Source organism: Emergencia sp. (assembly GCF_048465375.1).
Taxonomy (GTDB): Bacteria; Bacillota; Clostridia; order Peptostreptococcales; family Anaerovoracaceae; genus Senimuribacter.
In genome coordinates this window covers 157,341-169,485 of the sequence record NZ_DBFWLQ010000011.1, presented here as the reverse complement: position 1 = coordinate 169,485, position 12,145 = coordinate 157,341, and the positions used below count along the sequence as shown (strand labels likewise).

Sequence of the window (12,145 nt, the reverse complement as noted above, 5' to 3'; positions counted from 1 at the left end):
AAGCCCCTTCAAGAAAACCAATATTATTTCGTTAATTAAAAAAGTTCGTGTTTTTTCATCATCCGATAAAAGGTATTGCGGGACACACCGATTAAATCGGCAGCCTCTTTCCGCTTACCCCCGGTAATCTCCAGAGCCAGGTGCACTAAATCTGCCTGTGCACTGCCAATCGCCTCTTTTGCCTGCTGAATTCTGTTTTCATCCGTGTCGCCTGCGCCTGCGGCAGGTGAGTTTCTTACGAAAGAAGGTTTTTTTACTGAAAGTACGCTTTCAAGAAAGCTGGCATCTATAACAGGATCAGGAGAAAGAATCGCAATACGACTGATTACGTTTTTTAGTTCCCGCACATTACCGGGCCACAGCTGGCTTGCGAGAAGTCTTTTTGCTTCATTGGTGAGAGTTTTAGCCTGGTTTTTACCATCAGGGGCAAATTGTGCTAGAAAATATTCAGCCAATGGAACAATGTCCTCCCTTCGATCTCGGAGCGGAGGGATTTCTACATTTAGCACCTGGAGCCTGTAATATAAATCGCTTCTGAAGAGACCTTCTTCCACCATCTTTTCCAAATTTCTGTTTGTTGCAGCGACAAGGCGTACATCTACTGGAATTGGCTTGCTGTCACCGATCTTGGTGATTGTCCACGTCTCAAGGACTCTCAAAAGCTTGGGCTGGAAGTAGTAAGGGAGTTCGCCTATTTCATCTAAGAATAGGGTACCGCCGTCGGCAAGTTCTATTTTCCCTGTCTGCCCTCGTTTGGATGCTCCCGTAAACGCACCCTCTACATAACCAAAGAGTTCGCTTTCAATCAGTTCTGATGGAAAGCTTGCGCAGTTTAAGGCTACAAAAGGTCCCTTGCTTCTTGCGCTGTGATTATGAATCGCCTGTGCAAAGAGTTCCTTTCCGACACCGCTTTCTCCTGTAACCAAAACGTTTGCAGAGCTCTTTGCAAACTGTTTGGCAATATTGATTTTATCCCTGATCACCTGACTGTATCCGATGATGGAATGAAAGTCATATCCTGCAGAAAGCCCCATGATCTTACGGGCACTTTTGATTTCCTGCTCATGTGAACGATAAATTTCAATGACGCCGGTTACATTGTCTGCGGTGTCTTTGATCGGATACATATCGGTCGATAAAATTTGTCTTTCGTTTGGCAGTGGTTCGTATTCGAGGTATACGTTCCAATCCAGCACTTCAATACCGCTGCGCAGCACTTCAGGTACCTTGAGCTGGGGACGTTTCGAGCCTACCGGGAAAGCCTTGATTTTCCCCTTTCTCATGATATCGGCAAGGGTGGTACCGATCGCTTTTTCCCGTGAGGGTATGTGAAATAAATTGCAAAACGCAGTATTGGCAAATAGCAGCTCTGTTTTTTCTCCCCAAATCACGATGGGGTTCTGTGCAAAGTCAAGGCATTTTAAGAAATAACGTTCATTAAGGATTGCAGCATTCTTATCTGTTGTGGACTCCATGGAATTCCCTCCTAAAAATAGTATTCATAAAGCTTGACATGGAGAAATTGCTTTGACTGCATTGTACCATATATTGATGAAAGATAATAGCCGAGTGTAATTATTTTGATACAAAAAGTAAAAAAGGTGTGCCATAAATGGTGCGTATCTGAATTTTCTAGGTACTTTCTCCCGAGAAAGCAGTACGTAAAAAAGTGCATCGTGTATTAAAACTGGCACGCAATAGTAATGGATTACATACTTATCTGCCATTTTTTCAGAAATTATCGGTCTTTTCCGCCCAAAAAAGAACTAAAAGTTGGCATATTTTTTGCGATTGTTAATGTTAGCTTAAGATCAGAGAGAATGCGAGAACTTCTCTCGATTTGAGCACGTTCTTTATCTTTGCGATTCATTAAGAAAGGAGAAAAAATGGAAACACTTAACAAAAAGAAGGACGGATATTCGTCCCGGTTTGGCCTGCTGATGGTCATGGTAGGAGGTAGTGTGGGAACCGGTAATCTCTGGCGCTTCCCTCGCCTCGTCTGCACTTACGGCGGAGCTTTTGTGATAGCGGCAGTCGTATCGCTGCTTATCATCGCTATTCCACTAGTCATGGTTGAGAACTTTGCAGGACGTGCATCACGTCACTCTGCACCTGGAGCATTTCGTGACCTCCTTGGTTCGAAATGGACGATTATGGGAACCTTTGCGACACTTTGCTATTTTATGATGCACTGCAATTATACGGTCATCCTTGCATGGGTTGTTCGCTATCTGTTTATGTCAATCACTGGCAGTTATTTTGGTGTCGAAGACAAACTGGAGCTTTTTACGAATGTAGCTTCGGCAGATTGGGGAACAGCGGTATGCTGGCTGGTTCCGATGGCCTTGGTATTTTTCTGTACAAACAGGCAGGGATTCCTGGAAAAAACAGCGAAGTTCATCGTTCCCATTATGCTTGTCATTTTGGTAGGGCTTGCCTGTTATTCTATGACGCAGCCAGGAGCCGTTGAAGGTCTTAAATATTCCTTTGGATTTGAATTCTCAGAATTGCTGAATGCAAATATCTGGATTCAGGCGATTACGCAGGATTTCTGGTCACTTGGTTCTGGTACGATGCTTTGTGTGACGTTATCCAAGTATTCTGCCAAGAAGGAGGATATCGTTGTAAATACCAATGTACAAGGATTTGGCGATATTTCTTTTGCTATGCTGGGAACGCTGGTTGTTCTTCCATGTATCTTCACATTTGCAGGAAGTACAGAGGATGCGTTAGCGCTGGCACAGTCAGGAAACAACGGACTTACTTTTGTCGGACTTACAAATTTATTTGAAACCCTTCCGATGGGTAGAGTGATCGGAACCTTATTCTTCCTGTCACTGGCCTTTGCCGCCTTCACCTCGATTATCGCTGTGACGACAGTATTTGCAGGTCCCTTCATCGACATGGGATGGAATCGTAAAAAGTGCATTGCGGGAGCTATTTTCTTCCAGGTGTTGCTTGGATTCCCTAGTTTCATGAATCAGGACATTCTGACAAATCAAGACACGACATGGGGCTTCGGCATCTTCATTGGCGGTATGTTCTCAGGTATTCTCGCTATGAAGTTTGGTGCAAGGAGGATGCGCGAAAAGTTCATCAATCCAGTCAGCGACAGAAAAATCACCAGAGCCTTTGATATCAAAGCCGGCTATATTGCCCCGATCGTATCAGGCATCGTATTGCTCGTTTGGCTGAAAGATGCCATCGGCTGGGATGAACAGTGGTGGAACCCGTTCAGAACGGAGAGTGTGGGAACCCTTCTTTTCCAGTGGGCAGTTGGATTTGTAGCAGCGTACTTCTTTGCGAAGAAGTTTAATAAGGACACCATCGGCGTTTACTATGACCCTGGTAAGGAAGAATTTCCTGAGATCCCTGAGAGAATCATGGATGAAGTATAGAGGAGGTAAATTATGTGGATTGCCAGTTTAATCTTCTGTCTAGCGATTACCTTTGGATCTGCAATCTTTTACATGACTGTAGCAATGAAAGGATCAAAGAAAAAGGAAGATAAATAATTATAAAAAGAGCGAGGCGGTTTTTACTGCTTCGCTCTTTCTTTTAGCAACCAGGCGGCTGAGCCTGTATTCAATTTAACCTAAAAGAAACCCTTCTGGAAACGGGTCCTTCGGATCCAGCACCCAGGTTGCAAAACCCATCACGCAGGCATTGCCGGTGACCTTGGGAATAACTGCTTTGACTCCGCCAACGGTTGTCTCTTCTATAATCTCGCATTGAAACTGTGAGCCGATAATACTTTCGTGAGAAAAGCTGTCGCCTACTTTTAGTTTGCCCTCTTCAAATAGAAGGGCAGCCTTTGCCGAAGTTCCTGTACCGCATGGCGAACGGTCAACCACCTTGGGCAGTGCGACTACGCAGTTTTGGATGTCAGCGCCTGCTCCCTTTGGGGGACCAGAGAATTCTACATGGGTAACACGGTCGACAAAGTCGAGCTCTGGATGCTTGATTGTAACCTGTGTGTTAATATCGCCGGCAATGGAGTTTGCGGCCTCGACTAATTTGCCCGCATTGCCGGGATCAATTTCAATTCCCACTGCGCCAGCGGGAAGAATCGCATATACATTTCCTCCCCAGGAGATATCAACAGTCAGCTGGCCGTAATCCTTCGTTTGCACCGTGACATTTCGGTTTAACACAAGAGCCGGTGCGTTAATGAATGAAACCTCGATTACAACGCCATCTTCTACTTTTGCTTCGACCTCGACAATCCCGGCAGGCGTATCAAGACTGATCTTTGTGATCGGCTCGGTTACTTCAACTAAGCCTGACTCAATCAGCGCGACCGTTACGCCCATCGTATCATGACCACACATTGGAAGCCAGCAGCTTGCTTCAAAAAACAGGACGCCTGCATCAGTACCAGGTGTACAGGGTTCCGTGATGATGGTGCATGACATGATTTCGCTCCCACGAGGTTCGTAAGCCAGGACTTTACGGAACCAGTCTTCATGATCCTTCATATACGTGAATTTCTCGCTCATGGTTTTGCCCGGTATATGACGGAATCCGCTGACCACATTGCGAGTAGGATGACCTAACGTATGCGTCTCAACGGTTCTAAACATTTTTCTTGCTTTCATTTTTTCCCTCCATCTTGTAGTTTTTCCTAAGCTTAGATATATGCAAGAATTGAACCAAGTAAAAAAAGCTGCATTTAGGCTCTGTTTGCTCATCATCCTACAGAAATGTATCAAAAAAGGTACGCAATGTAGATGTAAGACGTATCGTTTTTGGCACGTTAAATCAAAGACCCATGAAAGGAAATGCAAAATGCTTGTTTTTCGCTATTTTGCCAGGAAAAATTCGAAATGCAAAAAAACAGGCGTAGCAAAAATGGTACAGAAGAGAAGTCTTTTGCTGATTTTCAACAGGTTTTGCCAGGAAAACCGGCTCAAATTTCCGGAAAAATCCTTAAAAATAGCAGATGAAGTTGGCACAACCTTTGCAATATGTAAGTGTATCAATGAAAAGCGAACCAAAGATAATGTGGAGGAATCATGAATGATCTTTAATATCCAAAAATGCTCTATTCACGATGGTCATGGACTGAGAACCCTGGTGTTTTTTAAAGGATGCCCCCTTAGATGTAAGTGGTGTGCAAATCCCGAATCCCAGGATTATGGTCAGGAAATCATGGAGTCCCAGGGTAAATGCATCGGGTGCGGGGCTTGCCTCAAAGTATGTCCCGCAGATGCGATTTTCTCTGCAGAAGACGGGCTTAGAATAGACAGAAAAAAATGCATAAAATGCTTTCGATGCGCAGAAAGCTGCTACGCAGGTGCGAAGTATCTGGTGGGCGAAGAATATGAAATAGAGGAGCTTTGTAAGCAGATCGAGAAAGACAAAATCTTTTATTCCATCATGGGAGGGGGCGTCACCTTCTCCGGAGGGGAACCCTTGACCCAGCCAAGATATCTTACAGAAATTGCCAGAAAATGCGGGCAAAAAGGGATCGACGTTGCAATTGAAAGCTGTGGCGCCGGAAATTACGACGAGTTCAAGGAAGCGCTTCCTTATGTAAACAGTATGTTCTTAGACATAAAGCATATGGACTCAGACAGACATCGGGAGCTCACCGGTGCGGGAAACGAAATGATACTGGAAAATATCAAGAAGATCGCAGCTTTCGGGGTGGACATTACAGTTCGAACGCCGGTCATTCCAGGACTTAATGATTCAAAGGATAATATCATTGCCACGGCAGAATTTGTAAAAGGGATTCCTCAGATAAAATCCTATGAGCTTCTCTTGTATCACCAATTTGGCGTGAACAAATATTCTGCACTTGGCAGAGAGTATGGGTTAAGTGATGTGAACCCACCGGAGGAATCCCAAGTTAGAGAATTGGCAAGGGCTGCAAATGACGTACTGGATGGAACGGATAAATCCTGTTTCTATACAAAAGACAACGAAAAAATAATAGTGAAAGAATAGATGATAATAGGAAAGGAGATATATTATGCTTTCTCAGAGAATCGAAAAACTCAGTAAAAGAGTTCGTGATACACAGCCGACCATTGATTTGGACAGAGCAAGATTAATCACGGAATTTTACACCCAGCCTTCCATGGATAACTACATTCTAAGAAGGGCAAAGGCTTTTAAATACTATTTAGACAATATGGCTATCTTCATCGATGATGACGAGCAGCTTGCCGGTCATCAAGGCAGCCGAGTGCAATCCGTCATTTTACATCCGGATACCACAAAATGGCTTTACGACGATTTTGATACATTAGACAATCGACCATCTGACAACCTGGCTTTCCGCTCAGAGCAGGATAAGAAAGACTTATGGGAGATCGTCAATAAGTGGAGAGGTAACACCTTCGGCGATTTTGCTAGCAGTTTGATTGATGATGATACAAAGAGAATGATAGAGGCAGGCGTGCTGACCCATGGCATATCGAATCAGTCGACCATGAATCACTCGCCAGATTATGATAACTTCATTAAAAGGGGTTATCGTTATTACATCGATGAATGCAGGGAAAAGCTTGCAGCACATAAAATCAATGATGTATACGACATGGAACAGGAAATCGCATGGCAGTCCATGGTGATTGTTATGGAGTCCATCATCAATTTGGCACATCGTTATGCTGACCTTGCTGAGCAAAAGGCAGCCCGCTGCAAAGATGCAAAGAGAAAAGAAGAGCTTCTTACTATGGCTGAAAACTGCCGCACGGTTCCGGAAAATCCACCGCAGACCTTTATGCAGGCCACCCAGCTTGTATGGTTCCATCACCTGGCCATTACTTTAGAGGCATCAGGCGGAGACCACAATCTGGGCAGATATGACCAGTACATGCTCCCATTCTTTGAAAAAGAAATGGCAGAGGGAAAAAACGAAGCATTTTTTGCAGATATCATCCACGAGTTCAAGCTGAAAGTTATGGAGATGTGGAATATCAGATGCTATGCAGAATCTGTGGCAGACCCGGGCTGTCCCCTTTGGATGCACGTGATCCTGGGCGGCGTAAAGGAAAACGGCAAAGACGCCTGTAATGAACTGACAAGAGTATTCCTTCGCTGCTTATTGGATTTACAGACGGATGAACCTTGCATTTCATTCCGCTATCATCGAAATATTGATGAAGAGACTTTCAGACTGGCCATCAAAGCGGCAAGAGATACGGGAGGACACCCGGCTTTCTACAATGACGATACGGCTATCAACTACCTGCTTCAGCTTGGCTTTACTCTGAAAGAAGCACGGAACTGGGGAATCTGCGGCTGCATAGAACCACATGTTCTAGGAAAATCAGATTTCCAGAGTAATCCGGGATATTTTAATCCTATCAAAATATTTGATATCATGCTTCATGACGGATATGACCATGTTACAGACACAATGATGGGACTTGAGACGGGTGATCCCAGAAACTTTAAGGATATTGAAGACGTAAAAGAGGCATTTAAAAAACAGCTTCAATTCTTCTTAAGCAAGTTTGTAGACATGTACGCAAGAACCTTGGCCGGTCATGCTTACACCCTGCCTACTATCACTGGCTCAACCCTGGCCGTTGGCTGCATGGAAAAGGGTAAACTGTTACAGCAAAAGGGTTCAGACCATCATTACACGGCCATAGCGATTACAGGAATTGCAAATGTCGTTGACTCTTTAGAGGCCATAGATGAATGCGTATTTAAGAAAAAGTACGTTACCATGGACCAACTAATCGATATGCTTGATCACAATTTTGCGGGACATGAAGAGAAACGCCAGATGCTTCTGAACAAGGCACCGAAGTTCGGAAACGATATTGAAGAAGTTGATCAGTATTCATACTGGCTTGTGGATGTACTGGATACAGAAGCAAAGAAGTATCGTGACGCCATGGGCGGTGCGTTCACACTGGTAATTGCAACACAGGCTTACAATGTGGAATTAGGTAAACTGATCGGTGCTACGCCAGACGGACGACTGGCAACGACACCCCTTGCAGACAATGCATCTCCAATGGCGGGAATGGATACAAATGGTCCTACTGCAGTCGTAAATTCTCTGGCGTGTTGTGACCCGCTAGTTCCGGCAAGCGGCATGCTGCTGAATCAAAGATTCGACCCTACCGTATGTGCAGGTGAAAAGGGTCTGGATATTATAGAGACCGTGTTCAAAGCACACTTCTTAAAAGGCGGTTTCCACATTCAGATTAACGTATTAGACGACAAGGTGCTGCGGGCGGCCCAGGAAGAACCGGATAAGTATAGAAATATCCTAGTCAGAGTAGCTGGATACTCAGCATACTTCGTAGACTTAAGCGAAGAAATTCAAAATAATATCATCGATAGAACCATACAAACAGGATGTTAAGGAGGCAAATATGTTATCATCAAGAATTGAAAGAATACGTGACAGAATCAGAACCACGACACCTACGATCTGTCTTGACAGAGCTAGAATCGCGACGGAGTTTTATAAAACGCCGTCAGTGGAGCCATATATTCGCAGGAGAGCCGAATTGTTCATGAAAGTAATGAAGACAAGGGAAATCTATATTGAAGAGGACTCGCTGTTAGCAGGCAGCATTGCGTCCAGAACCCATGCTGTGCCGGTGTTCCCTGAGATGATGAATTGGCTGCCTGAGGCAGCGCGTACCTTTGATACTCGTCAGTTTGACCCGTTCCAGTATATGCCGGGAGAAAAGGATGAACTGATAGAAATTGCAAAGACATGGAAAGGGCACACCTTTGGCGATTATACCGATGGGCTTATGACTGAAGAAGAACACGAGCTGGTAGATATCGGAATCTTTACCAGGGGAATACAGCAATGTTCGACCATGTGCCATGCACCTGACTATGAGAATCTGGTGAAACGGGGATATCGTTATTATATCAATCAGTGCAAGGAACAGATTGCAAAATTAGATGATGATATGACCATTGAAAACACAGAGCAGAGAATGAAGTGGGAAGCGATGATCACGTCCATGGAAGCGGTCATTGTCATGGCTCACAGATATGCTGATCTGGCAGAGGAACTGGCAAAAGCATGCAGAAATACAGAGCAAAAGAAGATGTATGAAACCATTGCCGAAAACTGCAGAATGGTACCGGAAAATCCGCCGGAGACTTTCTTGCAGGCAGCCCAGCTTGTCCTGTTCACCCATGATGCAATCATGATTGAAAATATGGGATATATCCATGCCCTGGGCCGTTTTGATCAATATATGTACGAATTCTACAAAAACGATTTGGAAAATGGAGTGTCTGAGCAGGAAATCGGGGATCTTATCCATGAATTCAAACTGAGAATTGAGGAAATGTGGTATCTCAGAGACGAGTTTGAATCCGGCGCATACCCCGGATGCGCTTTGTACATTCAGATGACCTTAGGCGGACAAAAGGCAGACGGCACAGATGCATGCAATGATCTGACCAGACTGATTCTTCATGGAATGGAAGATCTGCAGACCAAGGAACCGCCGGTTTCCTTTAGATATCATGACAATGTCGATGAGGAAACTTTCAGGCTGGCAATTCATGTTGCATTGACTGGCGGAAGTCATCCGGCATTCTTCAATGATAACAACAGTATTCCGGCGCTTCTTGATATCGGTTTCACTTTGGAGCAGGCAAGGAACTGGTGTCTCTTAGGCTGCACGGAACCGGTTGTGCCAGGTCTTTCAGATTATCAGTCCATGCTTGGATTCTTTAACACCATAAAGGTATTTGAAATAACCCTTTATGGAGGCAGAGATCCTGTTACTGGAAAACAAGTTGGACCGGAAACTGGAAATGCAAGAGACTTTACGTCCATAGAACAGCTGAAAGAAGCTTACTTAACACAGCAGGCATACTTCATCGAACGCTTTGTCCGCAAGTTTAACAGACTGGTATCTGCACACGCATATACCATGCCGACGTTACTCGCCTCAGCATTTACCCAAGGCTGCATTGAAAAAGGAAAGCTCCTGCAAGATAAAGGTGCCGATTATAGATGGGATGCTATGGCGACGACTGGTCTTGGGAATATCGCAGACTCCTTTACAGCAATTGAAGAATGTGTATTCAACAAAAAATATCTGACTATGTCAGAGTTGATGGATGCATTAGAATGCGACTTCAAGGATAAGGAAGATATACGCCAGGTACTGATTCAGAGAGCGCCTAAGTATGGCAACGATATTGAACAGGCTGATAAGTATGCGCAGTTTGTAATTGAAAATGCGGATGCAGAGATAAAGAAATATAAGGACGGAAGAGGCGGTAAGTTCATCTCTGTATGCGCAACCCAGTCCTACAATGTGCAGCTTGGAAAAAATATTACAGCGACTCCAGACGGAAGACATGGTTTTACACCGCTTTCGGATAATGCTTCTCCGATGATCGGCTGTGATACTTGTGGACCGACAGCTGTGGTCAAATCCCTGGATTCTATCAATCAGGAGGCATCACAAGCTGGAATGCTGCTGAACCAGCGTTTTGATCCACAGATTGTAAAAGGTGAAAAGGGCATTGACATCGTAGAAACTGTCTTAAAAGCGCACTTTAAAATGAAGGGCAGCCACATGCAGATCAACGTCGTAGATAACGAGACCTTGAGAGACGCACAGGTACATCCTGAAAAATATCGCAACATGCTGGTTCGCGTTGCAGGCTATTCTGCCTTCTTTGTTGATTTGGAAAAAAACATTCAAGAAAATATCATCGAAAGAACGATACAGACAGGGCTATAAAATCAAAGATCATAAATAATAGGATGGGGCTGCGTTCATGGCAATGGGGCAGCCCTATCTGCGTTTTTGCTGTTTCAGGTACTGCAAATTGGCATCACATTGGCTATTGAAAAACAGGGGAAGATATAATAGAATACAAACTGTAAAGGAAGGAGAAACAGTCAATGGAAAGAACGATTATGATTGCGGGAGAATTGGATCAATATCATTTCTCACAAGGCTGCGCAGAAGCGATTACAGAATTAGGCGCAAAAGCATTTATCTCTTATGATCCTGCGGATTTTGACAAATGTGACGCAGTTCTGCTGCCGGGCAGCTGGACAGGCATCAACGCCAGGCTCTGGGGAGAAGAAAACGTGGGCTGCGATATACTGGACGACCATCTGGACACCTGCCAGGGGGAAATCCTCCAAAAGGCTGTCAGCGAGGGAAAGCCAGTCTTAGGCATATGCCGCGGCTTTCAGATGATCAATGTCTTCTTTGGGGGCAGCCTGTATCAGGAACTACATCATAAGGATCACCACAAGGGCGAGCATATTGAGGAGAAGTATCACAATACAGCCTGTGTTCCGGGCACCTTGCTTCACGGCTTATACGGAGAGCACCTTTGTACAAATTCTATTCATTATCAAGCCGTCAGAGCAGTGCCTTCTTGCTTGAAGATTGCGCAGGTTTGGTTCAGCCCTCAGATTACGCGAGAAGAGCAGGTTCATTTTCTCCATCTCTGCCAGGAAGGTGCAATTACAGAGACACCTTCGGACTGCATTATCGAGGCTGCCGTCCACGAGAGCCTGCCTATCATCGGCCTGCAGTGGCATCCGGAGATTTTGCTCAGGAATCCGGCCCACGCTGCCGATGCAAAGAAGATTCTCCAGTGTTTTCTGGAAATGTAAAGGGTCATTCCAAATGCTTCTGCATCAGATCTATGAAGATTTTCATTTGAGGGGTGATCCATTTATTTTTATGGTGGACAAGCTGAGACCAAATATAGGGTGCAGGATAGTCCGTGTCGATGATGGCTAGTTCGCCGGCATGTTGTCTCCGCTGTTATCCGATGAGATGATTGGTGCATTCTCTTGTGTGGGAGCGCTCCTGACCATTCCTCTTGGAACAAATATGATGGGGGCAACCGATATCAAAATCGCAAACTACATCCCAGCAATCATCGCCGCCCCTGTGATGGTTTGGATAGCATCATTGCTTCCCTTCCTTTGAATTTCCTGCTGACCACAAGATGAGAACTGCTGCCTAAAGAAGAAATAAATGAAAAGAGAAAAGTCTCTTCGGTAATACGGAGGGGCTTTTCTCTTTTTGTTCCACCAGGTGTTTTTGGGAATGCAAATGTAAATTATTCAGAAAACTTACAAAGTTAAGAAAAAATGGTCAGGCACCCTTGACAAATCATACAAATTATTTATAATATGATGTAAGACAACGTTGTA

General features: G+C 44.6%; 8 protein-coding genes. 6 read left to right on the top strand and 2 right to left on the bottom strand.

Annotated features, from left to right (window positions below):
- Positions 1-35: 35 nt before the first annotated feature.
- Complete coding sequence (locus ACMQ5W_RS09905; RefSeq protein WP_419025041.1) at positions 36-1,475, bottom strand: sigma-54 interaction domain-containing protein; 1,440 nt, start codon at positions 1,473-1,475, stop codon at positions 36-38.
- 411 nt (positions 1,476-1,886) lie between these two features.
- Here ACMQ5W_RS09905 and ACMQ5W_RS09900 point away from each other — a divergent pair, with 411 nt between their 5' ends.
- Positions 1,887-3,398, top strand: a complete 1,512-nt coding sequence (locus ACMQ5W_RS09900; RefSeq protein ID WP_419025040.1) for a sodium-dependent transporter — start codon at positions 1,887-1,889, stop codon at positions 3,396-3,398.
- A gap of 192 nt (positions 3,399-3,590) precedes the next feature.
- Here ACMQ5W_RS09900 and ACMQ5W_RS09895 read toward each other — a convergent pair whose 3' ends face one another.
- Positions 3,591-4,598, bottom strand: a complete 1,008-nt coding sequence (locus tag ACMQ5W_RS09895) for a proline racemase family protein (protein WP_419025039.1) — start codon at positions 4,596-4,598, stop codon at positions 3,591-3,593.
- Positions 4,599-5,019: 421 nt separating this feature from the next.
- Between ACMQ5W_RS09895 and ACMQ5W_RS09890 the strand changes: the two genes are divergently transcribed.
- From ACMQ5W_RS09890 to ACMQ5W_RS09870, 5 genes are all read left to right on the top strand, one after another.
- Complete coding sequence (locus ACMQ5W_RS09890; protein ID WP_419025038.1) at positions 5,020-5,952, top strand: glycyl-radical enzyme activating protein; 933 nt, start codon at positions 5,020-5,022, stop codon at positions 5,950-5,952.
- Between the two features lie 25 nt (positions 5,953-5,977).
- A complete protein-coding gene (locus ACMQ5W_RS09885; protein WP_419025037.1) occupies positions 5,978-8,335 on the top strand; it encodes a glycyl radical protein in 2,358 nt (785 codons plus the stop codon).
- 10 nt (positions 8,336-8,345) lie between these two features.
- A complete protein-coding gene (locus ACMQ5W_RS09880) occupies positions 8,346-10,703 on the top strand; it encodes a glycyl radical protein (protein ID WP_419025036.1) in 2,358 nt (785 codons plus the stop codon).
- A gap of 164 nt (positions 10,704-10,867) precedes the next feature.
- The gene (locus ACMQ5W_RS09875; RefSeq protein WP_419025035.1) at positions 10,868-11,596 is read left to right on the top strand and encodes a gamma-glutamyl-gamma-aminobutyrate hydrolase family protein; all 729 of its coding nucleotides are present in this window, start codon (positions 10,868-10,870) and stop codon (positions 11,594-11,596) included.
- A gap of 139 nt (positions 11,597-11,735) precedes the next feature.
- On the top strand, positions 11,736-11,918 hold the full coding sequence (locus ACMQ5W_RS09870) for a DUF554 family protein (RefSeq protein WP_419025034.1): 183 nt from the start codon (positions 11,736-11,738) through the stop codon (positions 11,916-11,918).
- Positions 11,919-12,145: the final 227 nt, after the last annotated feature.

Bases quoted from the DNA above. Each gene is read 5' to 3' on its own strand.
- ACMQ5W_RS09905 (WP_419025041.1), bottom strand. From the start codon at position 1,475: ATGGAGTCCACAACAGATAAGAATGCTGCAATCCTTAATGAACGTTAT.
- ACMQ5W_RS09900 (WP_419025040.1), top strand. From the start codon at position 1,887: ATGGAAACACTTAACAAAAAGAAGGACGGATATTCGTCCCGGTTTGGC.
- ACMQ5W_RS09895 (WP_419025039.1), bottom strand. From the start codon at position 4,598: ATGAAAGCAAGAAAAATGTTTAGAACCGTTGAGACGCATACGTTAGGT.
- ACMQ5W_RS09890 (WP_419025038.1), top strand. From the start codon at position 5,020: ATGATCTTTAATATCCAAAAATGCTCTATTCACGATGGTCATGGACTG.
- ACMQ5W_RS09885 (WP_419025037.1), top strand. From the start codon at position 5,978: ATGCTTTCTCAGAGAATCGAAAAACTCAGTAAAAGAGTTCGTGATACA.
- ACMQ5W_RS09880 (WP_419025036.1), top strand. From the start codon at position 8,346: ATGTTATCATCAAGAATTGAAAGAATACGTGACAGAATCAGAACCACG.
- ACMQ5W_RS09875 (WP_419025035.1), top strand. From the start codon at position 10,868: ATGGAAAGAACGATTATGATTGCGGGAGAATTGGATCAATATCATTTC.
- ACMQ5W_RS09870 (WP_419025034.1), top strand. From the start codon at position 11,736: ATGTTGTCTCCGCTGTTATCCGATGAGATGATTGGTGCATTCTCTTGT.